This window comes from Frankia nepalensis (assembly GCF_016786325.1).
In the GTDB taxonomy this organism is placed as follows: Bacteria; Actinomycetota; Actinomycetes; order Frankiales; family Frankiaceae; genus Pseudofrankia; species Pseudofrankia nepalensis.
Genome location: NZ_JADWYU010000027.1, coordinates 1 through 18800, shown reverse-complemented (window position 1 = coordinate 18800; position 18800 = coordinate 1). Strand labels below are relative to the sequence as shown.

Sequence of the window (18800 nt, the reverse complement as noted above, 5' to 3'; positions counted from 1 at the left end):
GTGGGCCAGCGCAGGCCACGTTCCAGGACGAGCGTCGAAACACCGGCCTGGGCGAGCCGCAACGCGGTGACACCCCCGCCGAACCCGGAACCGACGACGACTGCCCGTTCCCGGACCTCCGTTACCCCGGCCGCCCCGGCCGAGGCCGTGGCCGCCCGCGCGGGTGAGGCGCCTAGCCCGCCCGCCGCCGCGACGCCAAGCGCCGCCGCCGCGCCGAACAGGGTACGTCTGGTGGGGGCCGAAGCGGGCCGTAAGCCAGAGCCATCGGCTCCTTCCTCGGCGGCGGTGGCGTCGGCGGCGGAGGACACGTTTTCGGCCATGACTTCTCCCATCATCGAGATACACCCCGCCGCCCCGGACAGGACGGTCGGCAAAATTTCCTGGCGGCAGTGGTTTCTGGCGGCGGTTTTCGCCTGCTTCTGTTCATGACGGGACGCTTCCCCGTGTCCGGTCGCCAGGCCGGGCGTGGAAAGTCGCCGTAATCGCCTTACCGCCTAACCGCCTAACCGCCTAACCGTGCGGCCGTGGAAGGCGGACACGGAACAAGATCGTGGCGGCGCGCCGCCACGCCGGGCATTCGTCAGGCGATGCCCGGACAGTGGTTACCAAACGGAGGGCCATCGATGAAGGGCTGCCCCGCCCGCGATTTCTGGCGCTGTCGTCGAAGTCAGGAGAGGGCCATGGCCGGCCGCTCTCGTGGACGCGAAGAACTTCTCCGGTCCTGGCATCGTCCGTGACGCGCGAGCTTCGCCGAGTGTGCCGGAGACGCGGGAGAAAAGGATATGCCCGCCGCCCGCTCCATCCGTCGATGACCGACCGTGCGACGGCTTCCAGTCTCTCAGGTATTCAAGGGAGCCTGTACGTGTTTACGGGGACGTGCCGTAGGGGCTCAAGACGTCGTGTGCGCTCCACGGAGCGCGAACAGGGGTGAACCGCGGTCTCTGGCGATCCGGGCCCGTGCCGCTGTCTTCGTGCCTCGCCGGGTCGGCGGCACATCCAAGGTGGCGACGATACGCGACAGGTTCGATGCGAACTCGCACCCGAACCAAGGTTCGCTGCCTGGACGGCTGGTTCTTCGGCCAGAGCACCGCGGATCCAGCCGGAAGAGGGAATGAAGGGAGGTAGCGTCGTAGCGGAACGATGCTGGGTCGCTACCAGCCGATGGCCGTGACGAGACTGCACCCACCAGATCCAGTGAGTGACGCCGATCGACGGAGACGTACTCCCTCGTCGGAAATGAAATGAAAGACGCTCCGTCCCATGACTGCCACGGAGGCGATCGCGCCGATGTCCGCGTGGACTCTACCTCGGCGTCGGAACTTGGCTGTCGCAAGGCTGAACACCCGCTGACGTGTCTCGATTCGCCCTGCCTCACGACCTGGCGACTTCTCCGGCACCCCGTTCCATGGATGTGGTGTCTATCACCGCCGCCTGACGGATGTCAATCATCGATGTTGGCGATATGTCCTACCTGGGCCGGGCCGGTGGTTGCGCGGTGAATCATTGCCCGGTGGTCGCGGTCGGGGCCGGGCCGGACCGGCACCCGGAGGCGGGATACGAGAGGCGGCGCGCCGTTGCCGTGCCCAGATTTCGCGCCGAGGTTCCGGCCGTCGGCTGGCGTCGAGGGCCGTGGCGGACCGCGCGACCTGGAACGAACCGCGCTCCGGGCCTCGTCACGATGACCGTTTGGGGGTGCGCCCGGAATCGGGATGCGCTGCTCGGCTCGGAGGCGTTCTGCCAGGCGCCTGAACGAAGCTGTTGAATATTGGATACATATAGGGAGCCGTGCGGGCTGGAGAAGGCCGTAAGCCCACGGGCAGGTCTCGACCTCGCGCAGCGACCCGTTGCTCATGAAGACGCAGGTAGACGTCCCCGCGTGGTTCCCACCGGCCGAGGGACGCGGCGACGACCGGGACGCCAGGTCGATGTCTCCGCCGGCTGCCACGTTGATCTGGTTGCCGACCAGCACACGCATCAGATGATCGTCCGGCCAGTTCGACGCGCGGCACAGCGCCGTCAACGTGGCATCCCGGACCTGCCGCCGGCCCATGCCCCGCTGTACGACGCGGATCGTGGCTACCGAGATCCCCGACTGCGCCGCGAGCCGCTGCTGGCTGATCCGGCAAGCATTCATCCGGTCGTTCAGCGCGGCAGCCGACGCCCAGTCGTCAGCCACGGCGAACGGATAGGCGTCCAGCAACACCCCCGCCCGACGCGGCAACCGCACCGGACCCAGGTCCACCGGCACCAGACCCGCGTCACCGCCATCCAGCGCGACCTTCACGACCGTCACAGAGCACCTCCGTGCATTGAGGTCATCTCCGCGACGATCGATCACAGATCCATTCCCGAAAGTGCCGACGATCGTGATGTCTCCGGACGTCTTACCGAGGCGGGATAGGGACTTCTTCGGGGACTTCTCCGGGACATCTACGCCGCCCCCGCGAATCGCTGGTGACACCGCGCTCCGCCCACGCCACGATCAGCACACACCGCCGGATACCGAGGACGCCATGCCCCCGCAGCCCCGACCCCGCACTCTCCTCGCACACCTCCTGGTCGAACGGCACTGGACCGTCGAGGACTTCTGCCGCCACTACGCCACCGCCGCAGCGACCATCAACGCCGACACCTACGGCATCACCGAACGCCAAGCCAAACGCTGGCTCGCCGGCACCGTCACCAGGCCCTACCCCGTCGCCCGCCGCGTTCTGGAAACCATGTTCGGCATCGACACCGACGTCCTGCTCTCGCCGACCGACCAATTGCCCGAGCGTGACCCGGCCCTCCCCGCCCAGGGAGGGATGGTGCCTGTCTGGATACCGCGTGATGATGGACACGCCCCCACGGCCGAGGAGGCGAGCCCCACGGACCGACGACACGCCCTACGCCTACTCGCCCTCGGACCCGCGGCGGCCGAACTATCGCACCGCATCGCCCGCGCGGACCCCGACCCGCTCACCCTGGACCAGTACGAAGCCGATCTCCACCACGTCGCGGACACCTACCGCACCACGCCGCACGCCACCCTCGCGGCCACAGTCGGAACGAACTGGCAGACTGTCGAAGGAGTCCTCGACGCCCGGGTATCCCCCCGCGTGCGCGGAAGAATGACCCTCCTCGCCGGCAACTTCGCCTTCTATCTGGGCACCCTCGCGTTCGATCTGGCCGACGACCGCTCAGCCCGCTCGTTCTTCCACGTCGCGGCCCAACATGCCGACGAAGCGCGCGACCTGCTGCCCGCCACCACCGCCATATGGTCAGACGTCGCCCTGCTGGCCGGCTCCGTCGCCGCCATGCGCTCCTCGCTCGCCTACTTCACCGGCGCCCACGCCCAGGCCGCGGACATCGCCGCAGCCGCCCGACACGGAGCCCACCCGTTCACCCGACCGATCCTCGCCGGTTGCGAAGCTCGCGCCGCCGCACTGTCCGGACGCCCAGAAGATGCCCGCGCCGCACTCACCGACCTGCAGGAGCACGTCTGGCAGGGCGGCATCCTGCCCGGCCCGAACCCCGGTGACGCGGGATTCGCCAACGGATTCCTTGCCGTGACCCTCGCTCATCTCGGCGACGGGCACCGCGCCGAGCAGCACGCCCGGATCGGCCTTGACGCCGAGATCGCCGCCGGACCGGGTCACTACGTCCAGATCGGCGGGACCTACAACTCCCTGTGCCGTGCCTACCTGCGCCGCACCGACCCCGACCCCGAGCAGGCAGCCGACGCGGCGACCCGCGCGCTGACCATCCTCGACGGCCGACCCACCCGCTCCGTCATCCAACAGGCCGCGCAGATGTGGCAGGAGATGGACGCACGCTGGCCCGAGCTACCCGCCGTCCGCGAACTTGGCGAGATCGTCACAGCCTCCCGCAGGGCACTGCCGGCCGCGCAAGCCGTCTAACCGGCACTGGCCGGACTCGTACGATCCACCTGCGCACGACGAACCCTATCGAGTCGACGTTCGCCACCGCACCAAGGTCACCAAAGGGCCCGGCAGCCGGGTTGCCGGGTTGCCGGGTTGGCGCGATGGCGTTCAAGCTCATCGAGTCCGCTCAGACCCGCTGGCGGGCCGTCAACGGGCCCCACCTCGTTGCCCTCCTGCGCGCCGGCGCCACGTTCACCGGCGGCATGTTGGTCGAACGCTGCCAGACGGCCGCCGCATGAGCCCCGCCCCGGAGAGCACCTCGGCGCGGGCAGACAATCACGGGACATGACGCTACCTGCGACGGTACGTGATGCCGTGGACACCTACCTGCTGGCGGTCGACGCCATAGATCCCGATCTCGTGGAAGGCTTCTACGTGATCGGGTCCGCGGCCCTGGACGATTTCCGTCCCGGGGCCAGCGACGTCGATTTTGTCGCTGTCACCACCACGGCCCCTGCAGACCAGCAGGTCGCGGCGTTGACCCGCATCCACGCCCACCTGTCCCGCCGCCCGCTCCTCGACGGGATCTACACCACGTGGCTCGACCTCGCCCGGGATCCAGGACAGGCATCGCCAGGACCGCATGCCTACGGCCGACGGTTCCATCCGCGCTGCGACCACCAACGCCACCCGGTCACCTGGCACAGCCTGGCCCGCCACGGCGCGGCAATCCGCGGCCCCAAGCCTGCCGAGATCGATATCGCGGCCAACCCGGAGGAACTCGCTCGCTGGACGCGCGGCAACCTCGACGACTACTGGCGGCGATGGTGGCGCCGCGGCTCCCGTCTACCCACGCCCGCCGGCCTGACCTGCCTCACGCCGCGGGGGTCGGCCTGGGGCGTGCTCGGTGTCAGCCGGCTCCACCACACGCTCACCACCGGTGAGATCATCTCTAAGGTGGCGGCAGGGGAATACGCACGGACCACCTTCGAACCACAGTGGCATCGCATCATCGACGAATGCCTACGCATCCGGCGTGCCGATCATCGCCGGTCCCTCTACCGCAACCCCCTCACCCGACGGACCGAAGCGCTGACCTTCGTAGACATGGTCATCAACGACGCACCCCAACCTACAAGAACCGGCTGACCGCCCTCCCCGCGCTCAATCCACAGGTATTGACAATTTCTCGTACGAGCTTCCCTTTCTCACGTAAGACTCTTGGCGAGGAAGGTGCACGGCTCTGCCTCCTGGCGCTCGACACCGTCATGATCGACCCAGGTCCAACGGTCGACGTAACGCCCTACCCGCGTCGTGTAACCGAGGCGCTGATAGAGGCGGAAGGCGTCAGGGTTGTCATCGGCCACACCGAGACCGACCGCCACGTAGCCGCGCTCGGCGACCATCGCCTCGGCCCGGCCCAGGAGCGCTCGGCCGATCCCCTGGCGGCGCTGCCGCGGTGGCCAGACTCCGAGAGCATTGAGTTCGGGGCATCGAACCGGCCAGTGTCGCGACTCGTCTGCCGCACAGCCCGTCCAGAGGATCAGCAGGTGTCCCACGGGCCGTTGATCCAGCCAGGCCACCAGGTAGGTCCCCGACCCGGCCACCTGCTGCTCGAACCGGCGACGATGAAAGCTCGTCCGGCCATTGGAAGGTATCCAGCGATCAAGAAGATCGAGACTCGAACCCTCACAGATCCGGATCTCCACAGAGGACACCCAGTCAGGGTAGGCCGTCCCCTTTCTCAATCTGGTCCGAGTCGTGTTTCAGCATCGCCTGGAGGAGAGCGGGTGGTAGACGGGCGCGGGCCCCGAGGATTTCCAGGCCGAGGACGTGGCCGGCGGCGTCGAGGTCCAGGCTGAACATGCCCTGGCTGGGGTCGAAGGGCAGGACCCGCGCGGCCGCGGGTGGGATCGGGTGCTCGAGGTAGATGTACGCCGCGTCGGCGTCGCTGTCGTAGGTGCAGATCAGCGGGATGCGGGCCTCTGCGTACATGGTCACCAGGCTGGCACAGGGCCGGTGTCGCGAGAGCGCCGGGTGACAGGACAGACCGAGCCGAGAGGAGCCAAGGCTGCTGAGGCACACAGCTGCTGAGGCAGTGTCGTCGAGGACATGCCGTCGTCGAGGACATGCCGCCGAGGAAAGATCGTCGCTAATTGTCTTTATCTTTTTCAAGGGCGAGCGGCCTGCGGCCGCCCGCCGCGCCTTGGTAGGCGTCGCGCGCTGTGTCTCGTGACCTCACCTATGAGGATCATCATGCTCATAGGGTGGTGGCGTGGTGTGGCGCCGCGCGGCGCCACACGCGACGTACCCGGGCGGGGCCCGTCAGGCCCGACATGCCCTGGGGCCCCGCCTCGCTTCGCTCGGCACCCCGGGCGTGTCGGGCCTGCCACCCACCCGTGCACGTCGGCGCGTCGCCGCCATCTGGCAGTGCGAACAACCAGCCGACGCGACAGGGTGTGTGTTCGGCGTTGCCGATAGTGCCATCCTGATCGGATGGAGTTTCCTTGGCCGCTGGTGATGTCTCTCGCGTGGGAGGCATACCGGGCCGGCAGCCTGCCCGTCGGCGCGGTCGTCTTGGACGGGTCCGGTGCGCCGGTCGGACAGGCGCGTAGCACCCGTCACGAGGACATCCCGCTTCCCGGGCAGCTCTCCAACACCCGCATCGCGCACGCTGAGGTCAACGCGCTTGCGCAGCTTCCCTACGGGGGCAGTTTCCAACATCACGTTCTTTACACGAATGTGGAACCCTGCTGCCTGTGTATGGGCGCCGCGCTCCAGACCGGAGTCGGCGTCCTCCACTACGGCTGGAGAGACCACTACGGCGGAGCGGCGACGTCCATGGTCGTCCGCAATCCCCAGGTCAGCTGCCGCCGTTTCGACATCGTCGGACCCGCTGACGACATGGTGGAGACGGTCACCGGGCTTCTCATGACTTGCCACTACTTCTACCGGCGTCCCGGGAAGGGGCCCGCCAGCGTCCCCTGGCGAGATGAGATCCCCGACCTCGTCACCCTCGCCGCTCAGCCCTCAGTAGCCTCCACGATCTCCCATGCCGTGGACCGCGGGGTAGGCGTCGACAGTTTGATCGACGAACTGTGTCCCCTCATCCCAAGCGGTAACCCGAGGTCACCGCGGCTCCGATCATGAACGCCGCGAGACCCGACCGGCGCAGCCATCTCGGGCGCTGACGTCTCAGGCCGGTCTCTTCGCCCAGATCTCACGATCAGTCGGACTGTCCGAGTCCGGACCAGCCGGCGGGCCCTGGGCGCTTTCCGGATCGTGGCCCGCGGGTCCCCGACCGCCGATCCGTGTACACAACTGGCGATCTTCACCCGGTCCCGGCCTGGTCTCCTCGGGAGATCACTAGGTCTGTACGACGTTCAGGGACAAACGGACAGAAATCGCCGAATGGCGTACCCATGTCTCAGGTGGTACAGGCTTCCCGTCGGGCCAGGTCGGGCCGTAGGTTCGACCCCATGGCGCACCGTCGGTTGCGGTATGTCGCCTACCTGCGTCGGTCGGTCGATCAGACGGGGGAGGCTCTGGGGGTCGAGGCTCAGCGAGAGCTGATCTTGCTGTGGGCGGCTACCCAGGGTGTGACGATCACCGAATGGTACTGCGACAACGGGATCACGGCGAGTCGTGACGATGTGGTCCGCCCGGACTATGACCGGATGATCGCCGACATCCGGGACGGCGCGGACGTGCCGATGGTGGTGGTCGTGGAAGCCTCCCGGCTCAACCGCGAGGAGACCGCGGTGGCGGCGTTCTCCAAGTTGATGCGGACTGCTGGCGGGGCGGTCGTGGCGATTGACGTCGCGGGCGGGGAGACGGTCTATGACCTGTCGACCACGGCGGGTCGGGTGGCGTTTCGTGACAAGGCCACGGACGCGGTCAACGAGTCGGAGCAGATCAGCGACCGGATGTATCGGTGGCACGCGCGTAAGCGTGCCGCGCACGAGTGGTCGGGCGGGGGGCGGCCGTACGGGTGGCGTCGGACGGTGGCGCTGTCCCCGGACGGCCGAAAGATCGTGATCACGTGGGTGGTCGACGAGGACCACGCCGCGATCATCCGGGAGATTGCGCGGCGTCTGGCTGCCGGTGAGGCGACGGGGAAGATCTGTTCTGATCTGAACGGCCGGGGCGTTGCGGGGCCGGGCACGACGAAGCACGATCATGAGTCGACGTTGTGGTCGATGACGTCGGTTCGCTACATCATGCGTAACCCGCGGCTGGCGGGGTGGTACGCGGAGCAGGGGCCGGATGGGGTGTGGTCGCGTGTCGCGCGGTCGGGCACGTTTCCGCCGATCCTGTCGGATGTCGAGTTTGACGCGGTTCAGGTCGGGCTGGACGCGGCGAGTAGGCGCCGCACGACCGGTACGCCGGTGCGGCGTCTGCTGTCGGGGGTGGTGGTCTGTTCGGTGTGTCAGTCGAAGCTTCGGCTGATCGCTGCGAGTGAGTCGTGGTTTCGGTACAACCACGCGCCGTTGACGATGGCGCGTAAGCGTACGCGGAAGGACTGCGCGGGGCCGACGTCGATCGACGGGCCGGAGCTTGAGACTCATGTGCGGCTGGCGGTGACGGCGTACCTTGCCCGCCGGTCGTGGGAGCGTCCCGAGGACACACCGGCCGGGCTGGTCGAGCGGAGGGCCGCGCAGGAGCGGCGCCTTGACGAGTTGGCGATGAAGGTCGCCAGCGAGGAGGTGACGCTGGAACTCGCGGGCCGGACCGAACGGATCATCCTCGCGGCCATTGAGGAGATTGACGGTAAGATCCGCGCCCAGCGGCGGGTGCGCCAGTCCTTGACCGGTCCGGAAGCGGCACGGGTGTGGGCCGAGGCCGATGTGAAGACTCCGGAGGGGCTGACGGCGGCCCGGAAGGTTCTCACGGATGTGGTGGACCGGATCGAGATCACGCCGGGCAAGCAGGGAAACAAGCCGTTCGATGTGACGCGGGTCCGTATCCGTTGGGTCAACGAGGAGGAGGAAACGGCGTAGCCATCCGTCCTGAGACCCGAAACCCTGGCTAGGAAACGGCCCCGATCCTCAGGTGAGGATCGGGGCCGTTTCGTGTGTCCGGCCGGATGGCGCCGTTCACGCGCGGTCTGCCGTGCGGCTCTGTGTGGCCGTGGGGCGGTTAGGGATGGTCGTCAGTGGAAGGGGGACCGGGCGAGTTTTCGGTGGTGCTGTGGGGCTCTGGGGGCTCGTCTCGCGGTGTGGTGACGATCATGCTGGCAAGGACGTGCACGATGATCGCGGCCATGGTGTCGGTCGGCTCGGGGGCGCGTGCGAGTTGTTCGGTAAGCCAGCGCCGGACCGCGTCTGTCTCGTGTGGGTGGGTGGGCTCGTCTGCGGCGGTCACGCGGGTTCCCTCCGGTGGTCGGGGTAACGGGTAGCGGCGGGCTCGGCTGTCGCGGGCCGTCCCAGCGGCCGATTGCGGTCGTCGCGGCGTGCGGGCGTTACCCGTTACGGGGTGGCGTTGGTGCTGGTCAGATGGGGTGCGGTGACTAACTGGGGTGTAACTCGCGGGTTACGCCCCCGGCTGGCGGTTACGCTCCGCCGCTGCCGGTGCGGCGTTGGTGGGCGTCGCGGATCGCCGCGACGCGGGCGCCCTTTTGGACCTGGCCGTCACGGCGGACGGCGACGCTGGGGACGCCGAGTGCGCGAAGCTGGGCGCTGATTGCGTCGGCGGTCACGTCGCGGTAGTGCTCTGGGTAGGCGGTCGCGAGCCGTACGGCGAGTTCTGCCCAGTGCAGCCCGGGGGCGCCGTCCGCGAAGACGGACAGCGCATCGGCCAGCACGTCACGGGACTCGCGGTGGGCGATGTCCCCAGCCGCTTGACCGGACAACGTCCCTGCGTGCACCCGCAACGTCCGGGCGATGGCGAGTAGGTGGGCGGCGTCTTCCGCGTCCGCGAGGAACGTGCGAACAGTAGGCGTGGCTTCGCTGGCGCCGCGCAGGATTCCGGCGCCCTTGTGTTCGGCCGTAAGGGTGGACGAATCGAGCCCCTCACTAAACGCCCCGGCGCCAAGGACAAGGTCGGAGACCTGCCAGGAACCGGTACGTAGGGAGAAGCGGACAAGGTGGTTGTCGCGGTAGTCGGTGAACTTCTTCGCGACGTCCCCGCTGCCGATTCCCGACGGCCGCTGTGTGGCGCTGCCGATGATGACACCGGCCGCGGGCGCTACCCTGATCAGATAGACGAGCAGGGTGGCGATTTCGCTGTCCGCGGTCGGGTTGCCGGTCGCGAACCATTCCTGGAACTCGTCGAGCAGCAGGAACCGCACGGGCATGCCGTACTTCGGGTTCCGGGCGATCTCGCGGGTAAGTTTCCCTTCGGGCACCACGTCCGGGGGCAGGTCGGACAGCGCCACGTATCGGGCCTGCACGTCCGCGCGGATCTCCCGCAACGTGTCGATCAAAATTTCGACCGGATCGCCATCACGGGTCGGGGCGAGCCCGAAGACAGCGCGGTCCGCGATAGCCTCGAACTTGCGCCAGTCGGGTTTCCCTCCGCCGTCGGCCACGGTGATACGCACGTACGGGTCAAGAGCGGCGAACAGGCCCAGCGAGCGGAGCGCGAACGTCTTCCCCTGCCGCGGCTGGGCACCGACCAGAATCGAGTTCCACAGGAGGTCGAGCGTGACGGGTCGGGCGCGTTCGTCGAGCCCGAACGGGGCCGGGGTCCAGATGTCGGTGGGCTTGCCGACGAGTAGTGGGGTTCGTCCGGCGGGGATCGCGAGCGGGTCACGGTCGGCCACCCACAGCGTGTGTCTGCGGTGCGACGTGGGGTCGCGGGTCAGAAAGACCTGGCTGACCGCGACGTCGAGCCCGGACGCGATCGCGCCGTGGGCCTTTACCGCGTCGGTGAATCCCTTCCCGTAGGGAAGATCCACGGTGACGCGGGAGCCGTCGCCGTCGCGGGCCATGGTCGAGCCGAACGTGATGCGCTGGTCGTCCTTGTCCGCGCCGAGTTTCGCCGCGTAGTAGGCGCGCAGGACAATGTCCGCGTTGAGCTTGCGAAACCGTGGCGCCACGATCGCGGCCGCAATCAGCGGCCGTCCGGCGGGGCGTCCGGCATAGGCCAACGCCGCGACGAGCGGCAGCCACAGCACCACCCGCTCCGGCCCCGACAACGCGCCGTAGGCGGGTGTAAGAACCGCCAGCGCCACCAGCGCGCCGACGACGGCCGCCCCGACGAGCAGGGACCGACCGCGCCGGGTGGCCCGTACCTCACGGTCAAGGCGAAGCCACGTGGCCGCGTCGCGGCCGTCGGCGGCAGCCTGACGCACCGGGGCCGACTCGGCGTGCGTCCACCACCGCGCGAACCGCACCGTGAGCCGTCCGATGCCGATGACGGCCGCGCGGGCGATCACCACCGCGTACCACGGGACACGTACGGCGTGGTACGCGCTGGCGTGCACCCACCGGCCGCCGGTATGCGCCACGGTGGCGCGAAACCGGTCGGGGCGCAGACTCGGCGGGATCACCGGCCGCCGGTCGACGTCGACCGGTAGGGCCGCGGCGGGATCGACCCGCGGGGCCGGGGCGGGATCGACCGGGACCGGCGTCCAGTCGGGCAACGGATCAAGTGGCCATTCATAGCTACGCTCGCGCCCCGTCGCCTTTTCGAGTTCGGCGAGTTCGGCCAGGACCGCGGGAATGTCGGGAACCCAGCCCGACCGTTCGGCGGGCACGGGAAGGTTGTCATCGGGCATGGCACACACTCCAAAAGGCAGGGGTGGCCGTGCGCCCCGCCGCGCGGGGACGCGGCGGGGCGCGTGGCCAGGGAAACGGGAAACTAGTTCAGGTGGATAGGCAGCGACCCGAAGAACCCGCCGATCGCCTCGACGACTTCCGTGATTGTGGGGATGAATCCCAGCTCGGACCAGAACCAGCCGAGCAGAATGCACACGAGCGGGACCAGACTACGGGCGCGTAGCCTGGGCGCGACGAGTGCCACCACGAGGAGAAGCCCGAGAAGAATGACGATCGTTGTTTGCATGGCGGGTTAATCCTCGCCGTCGTCGTCGGAGTCGTCGTCCGCGTCCGGGGGTACCGTGATACCGGCCGCAGTCGCCCACACCCGGTAGGCGGTGCGCCATTCGGCCTTGGTCTTCTTGCGAAATTCCCGGACGAGCAGGTAAGCCGCGTCGACCAGTTCGGCGACCTGCCGGTCGTATTCCGGCGCGGACACGACGACCTGGTGCAGAACCTCGGTAGCGGCGTAGGTCGCCATGTGATCGGCGTAGGCCTTCTCGGACCGCCGCGCCAGATCGTCCAAGGTCAGCGGCCCGAACCCGACCACCGGCGTGTCACCGTGCAGGAAGGACATGGATGCCCCTTTCAAAGGATAGAGAAAGCAGGAACAGCGATTAGCCGGCTACCAGGGGGAGAATCTGCGGTGTGAACCGTGCGGCGGATGCGAGCAGCCACACCGCGGCCAGCCATACGGCCGTGGTGACCCGCCGGGGTTTCATGACGTGCCAGGCCATGCCCAGCACCAACACCGTTTCCAACAGCCACCACACCATGTCCGGGAACAGCAGATACACACCGGAACACAGGTCGGCCGTGGGAGCGCCGGACAGCGGGTCAAAGCCGATCGCCAGATTCACCGGCCGCGGCCCCGCTGGACGAGCGACACGGCGCCGTAGATCAGACCGCCGACGATGATGATCGGGCCGACGATCTCCAGGAAGTGGCTCGCCACGTAGGACAGGGAGTACAGCGCGAGGTAGAGAAACGCGATCACCAGGAAGAAGCGGATCGCCAGCCACCAGAAGGGACGACGGTAATACACGGGGAACCTCCCGAGAAGGGTTGAAGGGAAGCGGCTGGATTCTCGCCCGGTGCCCCGGGCGGTTCCGCCACGACCACTTTCCCCCGACCCGATAGGGAAGTCACCACCAAACGCACGGCGAATACACGGTGCATTAACGGTCCACATATGGCGTGGACACGGCGCCAACACGGTGCCCGGTGTGAACACGGCGCAGACCCGGCGCGGACATGGTGCGGACCCGGCGCCCGACCGGCCCGGCACCCTCCCCGGCGCAGACTCGGCACCGACACGGTGCAAACGCGGTGCGGACACGGCGCGAACGCGGCGCGGACACGGTGTGGTGGCCTAACCGAGCCAACTGGAAGCAAACGTGGCCAGTACGCGCCAAATCGCTGTACGTAGGTGCGCCGGTGAGCGACGATGCCGGTCAAGCCCAGCCCGGACCATCGCCCGATCACCCGCGCCAGGAAGCGGACCCCCCGACCATGATCGTCGCCCTGACCCTCAGCCCCCGGATCGTCGCCGAACTCCACACCCTGATCAAGAACGGTGATGTGGCGCCCGCGCAGCTCGCCCGCCGCGCCCCGACCCTCGTCGCCAGCCTCACCGGCCGCCGCACCCCCACGGCCGCCACCGACGCCCATCGGGTACTACTCGCGGCCGTGGAGTCCCTTCCCGCGGTGTCACGAGACGCCGCCCGCGCACTCCTCGCGATCAACGCCAAACCGCGGACCACCCTCACCACCCGCCGCACCCTGGCCAGCAAGTACTACGGCGTCGGCGCCGACCGATTCGCCCGCGCCTACGAAGACGACGTCATCACCGCGCTCGCGCTCGCACTCGCCGAACGCGCCGACCCCAACGCCACCCTTCCCAGCGGTAGGCCACGCTTCCCACCGCCGCCCTTCCGCGCGCTCCGCCGCCGCACCGCATGACCCGCAACGCGTGTGGCCCTCTGCCCCATGGCGCCAGTAGCCATGGAGCAGAGGGCCACACATGTACGCCCCGCCGCGCCCCGATCCCCGAAGGCCAAGACGCGCACATCCCCGCCGTCTGACCTGCGCTTGCAGACCGCTTGCAAAAGCAAGCGGAGTCGCGAGGCTAAGTCGCGGCACCTTGATCGGGCCGGTTCTTCTCGATCCAGTCTTCGATGTCGCGGGCTCGCCAGTAACGGATGTGCTTCGCGCGCCCGGCGGGCGCCGGGAAGCCGTCACGGTGGCTGAGCTGGCGGACTCGTTCGGTCGTGATGCCCAGACGCTCCGCGATGTCTCCCGTGGTCCACAGCTCGTCATCGGGCACGCCGGAATCCTAGTGCAACCCCAAACGCCCACGTACCATCCGAGTTGGGGTTGCGAAACCCCAACCATCGGCCGCGCGGTCCGGAGCAGTGTTGCGACCACTGCCCCGAACCTTGGCCACTCCCTGTGACACAGACAGGAGCGACCCAATGAGCAGTATCCCTCCCGACGATCGCCCCGCCTGGCCAGCGGCCCGGGAACGCGCCGCGGTTCTACCGCTGGCGGGTGGCCGTCACGCGGTGACCGTGCGGGCCGGGGCCACCACCCGCGACGTGGTAGGCGCGCTCAGGCTGGTACCCCCGGCGGTGTTCGTCGACCACGAAGCGACGCGCGGACGCGGTGGAACGACCGTGACATTGATCTTTCAGGAGTTGCCCACGGACCTGCCGGACAGCGCACCGCATGCGCCGAAAGACCACGCACCACATGCCCACGACGCACAGACGGAACCCGGAACGTCCGAACCTGGTTGGATACCGCAGGTCGGAGACGCGGCCGGTCCCGATCGGGGGATCACTCCCTACCAACTCGCCGTATGGGAACTCGTGACAATCGCGCCAGACGGCGCGAGCGGTGCCCGCCTTCTCGACGCAGCGACCCGCCTCCTGCCACCCGCAACAGTGATTATTCTGGCGGACCTGCTCCGCGAGCGGGACGGCCAGCGCCGTGACTGCCCGAAGGGACTCATACCTGCCTAACCAGCACACGCCAAACGGCCGCTGTTCCCCCGGGGGGAACAGCGGCCGTTTGGCGCTGCGACGCCAAGCAGACGTGAAACTGATGGCGCCCGCCGCAGTCATTCGGGGCAACGGAAGGGGGACCCCTCTCGGGCTCCCCTGTCGGGCTGGCTATGCGCTAGCCATGGGCCATGCGTCGAATTTGTTGTTGCAGACACCGGCTAGGAACGCGGCCGACTCTGACGCGGTAAACGTCAAGGCTGCCTAGCGCAGGACTCGCGGGAACGAGTGTGGTCTACGGGTTCATGAGAACGCCCGTCGGGCGCCAGTGCCGATTGGGACTAGTCAGCCAGAGTGGGTACCGCTTCCATGACCTTGGCACGCGTGCTAGCCGCGCTCCCGTTCCAAAGGCGCCCGCCGAAGCGGGGGAATTTTGTCGCTGATGACCCCTGACCGGGAGCGTGAACTTATACCGCGATCTTCATTTCGGACGCGAGATCAGCTAGACCAGTGTTCCGAGCCCACCGGACACCGCGTGAGTCCAGCAGGTCACGAACCAATCGGCGTGCTAGCCGCTGGTTGACCAGCCATTCAGACGATTGTTCGCGAACCTCCATGATGGTCTGATTGGCGTCCGCGTAATTCTTGTTCGCGACCTGCGCCTCAGCGACAGTCAGTAGGTGGCGCTCCCACGTCGAGCCCCACTCCCAACGCTGTATCTGGAGTGACTCCACTAGTCCTAGCGCGCGGTCCGGCTCACCCGCAACCAGCGCGGATTCAACCTCGATCGCCGAGACGATGTCTTGACTAAACATCTGCTGGTACGGCTCTAGGCTCATCTGCCCACCATCAACCCTTGCCGCGGCGGTCCGCGCCAGCGATAGGTATTCGGCGGCTTGCGTCGGTCGATTGTTCCGCGCGGCTGCCGTTGACGCCTGGATTTGGAGCCTGCCCCACGTGCCGAATCTTGCGCCGTCCCTAGAGCTGATTCTTGGCTCTATCACGGATGCTAGCTTGGTGGCCGTTTGCTCTGCCTCGTAAAAACGTGCTTGTCGTATGAGAATCCAATTCATTGCATCGCCACATGTGGCGTACAGAACCTCATCACCGGCTTTTTCGGCGAACGTAAGCGAACGCCGCACGGCTTCATACCCGAGATCTTCGCGCCGGAGTTGGATGAGTGTACGCGCGGCAGTGATGTAGGCGTACGTCACGATCCGGCGCGTCTCATAGTCGTCCGCGCGCGCGGACGCTGCCGCCTCGGCTCCACTCAGCAGAACTGCGATGTGTCCGAGGGCATTCCGGTACCGCGCATTCTGGTATGCGCGGGTGGCGGCAAGGACATCCGCGCGGAGCTTGTCATTAGTTGGCGGTTCCTCGGCGCTCTGAATCTCAGCGAGCGACGGAGTGAGGATACGGTGCAGCTCCAATAGCCTAGCGGCATCGCCGTTATCTTCATTGTCCAAATCTACGCCCTGCTTTAGTAGCTCGGAGGTTTCAACTTCCAGCGCGCGAGCGATGGCGTGTAGCGTCCTAATAGCCGCGGTGGTCCGGCGATTCTGTTCTAGCTTCCGGATCACGTCCGCGCTAATTCCAGCGCGCTCCGCCAATTCCTCTTGAGTCATGCTACGGCGTCGCCGAATCTGTCCAATCCGGTCGCCTAGTGTCAACTCGGGCATTCTGTCACCTCCAATACGGAGCGTAGCAGAGCGACTAGGGCGCAGCGTCCCACCGACCTGCCGACCACCACAAAAGTAGGGCGACCTGTCGATTCACTGCGCGCGCGCCCGCTGACACGCTCGGCGACAGACCCCGGGCCGGGTAGGGGCCATCCCTCCGGTTCGGGGTGCCCGTTAGGTGCCGGACCGAGGGGAAAAGGTCACGATGATCGTCAGATTTGAGCTGGATGACGGCGGGGAGACCGAGACGTCGATCCCCGGGCCCTTCCCCGGCAGCCTGACGGAGCTGGATGTGGCCGTGGGTCTGCTGGCGGTGTTCCCGGACCTGCGGCGTGTCCGCGTGTGGGCCGATGGCCTGAGCTTCCTGGACGAACCGACGGCGGATGTCCGCCGCGACGACGCGGGCGTGTTGGGGCCGCCGTCCAGTGACGTTCTCGACGTGGCTACGGCCGTTCTGCTCGTGGGCGACGGTGTCGCGCCGGGAGGGCAGGAAGACGCGCCCGAGTGGCTTTCGCCTTGGCGCCCACAGGCCCGCCCGTTCATCGGCCGAGCAGGAACGGGCCAGTGATCGTCAGCCTCGAACATGACAACGGGGTAGGGGGAGTGTCCCCCCTCCCTTCTGGCGGCTTGTCGCCGTTCGACCTTGCCCGGGGTCTGTTCGCGGTGGTTCTGAGCCTTGTGCGTGTGGCGGTCTGGGAGGACGGACGCTGGCCCCCGCGTGACCCGCCCACCGTCGAGTTCGCGCGCGACTCGGCGGAGGTGAAGTTGCCGGTAGACCAAGCTCTCGCCGATCGCGTGGCCGACATCCTCGTCCACGTTCTCACCGACGCTGGCCCGGTACCGGAGCCCGGACCGACGCGGCGCGAGAACCAGCCGACGAAGGTCACCAACCTGCGTACCTCGGCAACCTACGGGTTCCGGGCGCCCGTTTAGACGGAAGGTCGGCATGAAACAGGTAGTCACCCACGTCACGCCGGTCCCAGCCGCCGTCCCCCTCCTACGCGCGAAAACCGTCGACCAGCTCGCCGAGTGGGCCGTCACTCCCAAGGCCGTCGAGACCGCCGAGCTGGTCGTCTGCGAACTGGCGACGAACGCGGTACGCGCGAGCCGACTGCAAGACGAGTACATCGCGATCCGGCTGTCCGCGACCAACGGCACCGTGATCATCGAAGTCTGGAGTCGCAACGACGATGCCGAGCCGCGGCTTGTGCATCCTGACGAGGACAGCGAGACCGGCCGTGGCCTTGCCATCATCGGAGCGCTGAGCACCCGATGGGACGCCTACCGCGCCCAGCGCGGCGGGATCGTCGTGTGGGCGCAGTTCCCCGGCGCGATCCTGCCCGAGCCTGGAGCCCTAGCGGACGCCACGCCGCTGTCGGTGCGGGTGGCACATCGCATACCTGACCCTGATCCCGACCTGCCGGCCGTCGAGTTCAACAACGACCCGGACCTACTCGCGCGGGTCGCCGACCGGCTGCGCGCGCTGGACCCGTGGCACGACAGCCCAGCCACCCCGATCTCAGCAACCGCGCCGGTATTCGTGGCCAGCGCGCCCAACACGCAGAAGGAAGGCCGTGACCCCTCCTGACCCCGCCATGGGCTCGCTCCATGGCACGTTCGTTTCCGCCGAAGCCATGGACCCCCGGCCCGAAGGCCTGAGAGTGGACATCCCGCATACCGCGCGGATGTACGACTACTTTCTAGGCGGCAAGAACAACTTCCCCGCCGACCGGCAGGCAGCCGAGCACGTCCTAGCCGTGTTCCCCGCCGCGGGCACCACCGCGCGGGCGAACCGGGCCTTCCTCCACCGCGCCGTGCGCTACCTGGCCAGCGAAGCCCGCATCGACCAGTTCCTTGACGTCGGCACCGGCATCCCCACGTCACCGAACCTGCACGAGATCGCCCAAGCGATCACCCCGGCGGCGCGGGTCGCCTACGTCGATGATGACCCGGTCGTGCTGGCCCACGCCCGCGCGCTGCTCACCAGTTCCCCGGAAGGCCGCACGGCCTACATCCCGGCAGATCTGCACTACCCACCGAGCATCCTGGCCAGCCCCGATCTGACCGACACCCTGAACCTTGACCGGCCGATCGCGCTGTCGATCCTGGCTGTTCTGCACTTCTTCTTGGACGACGCCAGACCGGCCGAACTGGTGGCCGAACTCGTCGACCAACTCACCCCGGGCAGCTATCTGCTCCTCAGCCACGGGACGGCCGACCTCGTACCCGACGCGGCCAACCAAGGCGCCGACGTCTACACCAAGAACGGCATCCCGCTCAGGCTCCGCACCCGCGAAGAGATCCAAGCCCTCGTGCCGGATGAGCTGGACATCGTCGAGCCGGGAATCGTGCGGCTGCATCGCTGGCGCCCGGATACCGATCCCGACCCGATCGCGGACAGCGACGTCAGCGGATACGGACTGATTGCCTACAAACCCTGACCACGGCAAACGCCGCCCCGAACGCCCGACCACGGCCAGATGCCGCAGCAACGTC

At 67.8% G+C, this 18800-nt stretch carries 20 protein-coding genes and 2 pseudogenes; 10 read left to right on the top strand and 12 right to left on the bottom strand.

What is annotated here, in order from left to right; translation table 11 throughout:
• Both I6A81_RS01005 and I6A81_RS01000 read right to left on the bottom strand, forming a co-directional pair.
• A pseudogene (locus I6A81_RS01005) lies at positions 1 to 320 on the bottom strand (hypothetical protein); the annotation flags it as partial.
• Positions 321 to 1441: 1121 nt separating this feature from the next.
• Positions 1442 to 2293, bottom strand: coding sequence for a helix-turn-helix domain-containing protein (locus I6A81_RS01000; protein WP_307874385.1), 852 nt, complete (start codon positions 2291 to 2293; stop codon positions 1442 to 1444).
• A gap of 220 nt (positions 2294 to 2513) precedes the next feature.
• On the opposite strand from I6A81_RS01000, the gene I6A81_RS00995 reads away from it, so the two are divergent.
• The 3 genes and pseudogenes from I6A81_RS00995 to I6A81_RS00985 all read left to right on the top strand — a co-directional run bounded on the left by I6A81_RS00995 (position 2514) and on the right by I6A81_RS00985 (position 5012).
• On the top strand, positions 2514 to 3899 hold the full coding sequence (locus I6A81_RS00995; RefSeq protein ID WP_203003861.1) for an XRE family transcriptional regulator: 1386 nt from the start codon (positions 2514 to 2516) through the stop codon (positions 3897 to 3899).
• Between the two features lie 23 nt (positions 3900 to 3922).
• Positions 3923 to 4162: pseudogene (locus tag I6A81_RS00990) on the top strand (IS256 family transposase); the annotation flags it as partial.
• 76 nt (positions 4163 to 4238) lie between these two features.
• Positions 4239 to 5012, top strand: a complete 774-nt coding sequence (locus I6A81_RS00985; protein ID WP_203003860.1) for an aminoglycoside adenylyltransferase domain-containing protein — start codon at positions 4239 to 4241, stop codon at positions 5010 to 5012.
• 59 nt (positions 5013 to 5071) lie between these two features.
• Here the strand turns inward: I6A81_RS00985 and I6A81_RS00980 are convergent, their stop codons facing one another.
• Both I6A81_RS00980 and I6A81_RS00975 read right to left on the bottom strand, forming a co-directional pair.
• Positions 5072 to 5581, bottom strand: a complete 510-nt coding sequence (locus I6A81_RS00980) for a GNAT family N-acetyltransferase (RefSeq protein ID WP_203003859.1) — start codon at positions 5579 to 5581, stop codon at positions 5072 to 5074.
• A 4-nt stretch (positions 5582 to 5585) separates the two neighbouring features.
• Positions 5586 to 5858, bottom strand: a complete 273-nt coding sequence (locus tag I6A81_RS00975; RefSeq protein WP_238429379.1) for a DUF2283 domain-containing protein — start codon at positions 5856 to 5858, stop codon at positions 5586 to 5588.
• 501 nt (positions 5859 to 6359) lie between these two features.
• Here I6A81_RS00975 and I6A81_RS00970 point away from each other — a divergent pair.
• Together I6A81_RS00970 and I6A81_RS00965 are read left to right on the top strand one after the other, a co-directional pair.
• Positions 6360 to 7013 carry a deaminase gene (locus I6A81_RS00970; RefSeq protein WP_203003857.1) on the top strand — a complete coding sequence of 218 codons (654 nt, stop codon included), beginning with the start codon at positions 6360 to 6362 and terminating at the stop codon, positions 7011 to 7013.
• 329 nt (positions 7014 to 7342) lie between these two features.
• Complete coding sequence (locus tag I6A81_RS00965; RefSeq protein ID WP_203003856.1) at positions 7343 to 8863, top strand: recombinase family protein; 1521 nt, start codon at positions 7343 to 7345, stop codon at positions 8861 to 8863.
• Positions 8864 to 9002: 139 nt separating this feature from the next.
• Here the strand turns inward: I6A81_RS00965 and I6A81_RS00960 are convergent, their stop codons facing one another.
• From I6A81_RS00960 to I6A81_RS00935, 6 genes are all read right to left on the bottom strand, one after another.
• The gene (locus tag I6A81_RS00960; RefSeq protein WP_203003855.1) at positions 9003 to 9227 is read right to left on the bottom strand and encodes a hypothetical protein; all 225 of its coding nucleotides are present in this window, start codon (positions 9225 to 9227) and stop codon (positions 9003 to 9005) included.
• A gap of 187 nt (positions 9228 to 9414) precedes the next feature.
• Positions 9415 to 11583, bottom strand: coding sequence for a cell division protein FtsK (locus I6A81_RS00955; protein ID WP_203003854.1), 2169 nt, complete (start codon positions 11581 to 11583; stop codon positions 9415 to 9417).
• An 83-nt stretch (positions 11584 to 11666) separates the two neighbouring features.
• A complete protein-coding gene (locus I6A81_RS00950) occupies positions 11667 to 11870 on the bottom strand; it encodes an ABC transporter permease (RefSeq protein ID WP_203003853.1) in 204 nt (67 codons plus the stop codon).
• A gap of 6 nt (positions 11871 to 11876) precedes the next feature.
• Complete coding sequence (locus I6A81_RS00945) at positions 11877 to 12200, bottom strand: cysteine protease (protein WP_203003852.1); 324 nt, start codon at positions 12198 to 12200, stop codon at positions 11877 to 11879.
• A 40-nt stretch (positions 12201 to 12240) separates the two neighbouring features.
• The gene (locus tag I6A81_RS00940; protein ID WP_203003851.1) at positions 12241 to 12483 is read right to left on the bottom strand and encodes a hypothetical protein; all 243 of its coding nucleotides are present in this window, start codon (positions 12481 to 12483) and stop codon (positions 12241 to 12243) included.
• A complete protein-coding gene (locus I6A81_RS00935) occupies positions 12480 to 12668 on the bottom strand; it encodes a hypothetical protein (protein ID WP_203003850.1) in 189 nt (62 codons plus the stop codon). The genes I6A81_RS00940 and I6A81_RS00935 overlap by 4 nt, the downstream gene beginning before the upstream one ends.
• A gap of 467 nt (positions 12669 to 13135) precedes the next feature.
• On the opposite strand from I6A81_RS00935, the gene I6A81_RS00930 reads away from it, so the two are divergent.
• A complete protein-coding gene (locus I6A81_RS00930; RefSeq protein ID WP_203003849.1) occupies positions 13136 to 13585 on the top strand; it encodes a hypothetical protein in 450 nt (149 codons plus the stop codon).
• A gap of 166 nt (positions 13586 to 13751) precedes the next feature.
• Here I6A81_RS00930 and I6A81_RS00925 read toward each other — a convergent pair whose 3' ends face one another.
• Positions 13752 to 13949 carry a helix-turn-helix domain-containing protein gene (locus I6A81_RS00925; protein WP_203003848.1) on the bottom strand — a complete coding sequence of 66 codons (198 nt, stop codon included), beginning with the start codon at positions 13947 to 13949 and terminating at the stop codon, positions 13752 to 13754.
• Between the two features lie 1143 nt (positions 13950 to 15092).
• Entirely contained in the window at positions 15093 to 16304 is a 1212-nt protein-coding gene (locus I6A81_RS00920; protein WP_203003847.1) for a helix-turn-helix domain-containing protein, read from the bottom strand.
• A gap of 178 nt (positions 16305 to 16482) precedes the next feature.
• Between I6A81_RS00920 and I6A81_RS00915 the strand changes: the two genes are divergently transcribed.
• Genes I6A81_RS00915 through I6A81_RS00900 form a run of 4 tightly spaced genes read left to right on the top strand, consistent with a single transcriptional unit; the run spans position 16483 to position 18745 of the window.
• Positions 16483 to 16872: a hypothetical protein gene (locus I6A81_RS00915; RefSeq protein WP_203003846.1), complete on the top strand. Its 390-nt coding sequence runs from the start codon at positions 16483 to 16485 to the stop codon at positions 16870 to 16872.
• Positions 16869 to 17237: a hypothetical protein gene (locus I6A81_RS00910; protein ID WP_203003845.1), complete on the top strand. Its 369-nt coding sequence runs from the start codon at positions 16869 to 16871 to the stop codon at positions 17235 to 17237. The genes I6A81_RS00915 and I6A81_RS00910 overlap by 4 nt, the downstream gene beginning before the upstream one ends.
• A gap of 13 nt (positions 17238 to 17250) precedes the next feature.
• Positions 17251 to 17892: an ATP-binding protein gene (locus I6A81_RS00905; protein ID WP_203003844.1), complete on the top strand. Its 642-nt coding sequence runs from the start codon at positions 17251 to 17253 to the stop codon at positions 17890 to 17892.
• On the top strand, positions 17879 to 18745 hold the full coding sequence (locus I6A81_RS00900) for an SAM-dependent methyltransferase (protein WP_307874384.1): 867 nt from the start codon (positions 17879 to 17881) through the stop codon (positions 18743 to 18745). The genes I6A81_RS00905 and I6A81_RS00900 overlap by 14 nt, the downstream gene beginning before the upstream one ends.
• The last annotated feature ends 55 nt before the right edge of the window (positions 18746 to 18800 follow it).

Coding starts and splice junctions, on each gene's coding strand:
- I6A81_RS00995 (WP_203003861.1), top strand. CDS start 2,514: ATGCCCCCGCAGCCCCGACCCCGCACTCTCCTCGCACACCTCCTGGTC.
- I6A81_RS00965 (WP_203003856.1), top strand. CDS start 7,343: ATGGCGCACCGTCGGTTGCGGTATGTCGCCTACCTGCGTCGGTCGGTC.
- I6A81_RS00970 (WP_203003857.1), top strand. CDS start 6,360: ATGGAGTTTCCTTGGCCGCTGGTGATGTCTCTCGCGTGGGAGGCATAC.
- I6A81_RS00930 (WP_203003849.1), top strand. CDS start 13,136: ATGATCGTCGCCCTGACCCTCAGCCCCCGGATCGTCGCCGAACTCCAC.
- I6A81_RS00955 (WP_203003854.1), bottom strand. CDS start 11,583: ATGCCCGATGACAACCTTCCCGTGCCCGCCGAACGGTCGGGCTGGGTT.
- I6A81_RS00945 (WP_203003852.1), bottom strand. CDS start 12,200: ATGTCCTTCCTGCACGGTGACACGCCGGTGGTCGGGTTCGGGCCGCTG.
- I6A81_RS00905 (WP_203003844.1), top strand. CDS start 17,251: ATGAAACAGGTAGTCACCCACGTCACGCCGGTCCCAGCCGCCGTCCCC.
- I6A81_RS00950 (WP_203003853.1), bottom strand. CDS start 11,870: ATGCAAACAACGATCGTCATTCTTCTCGGGCTTCTCCTCGTGGTGGCA.
- I6A81_RS00920 (WP_203003847.1), bottom strand. CDS start 16,304: ATGCCCGAGTTGACACTAGGCGACCGGATTGGACAGATTCGGCGACGC.
- I6A81_RS00975 (WP_238429379.1), bottom strand. CDS start 5,858: ATGTACGCAGAGGCCCGCATCCCGCTGATCTGCACCTACGACAGCGAC.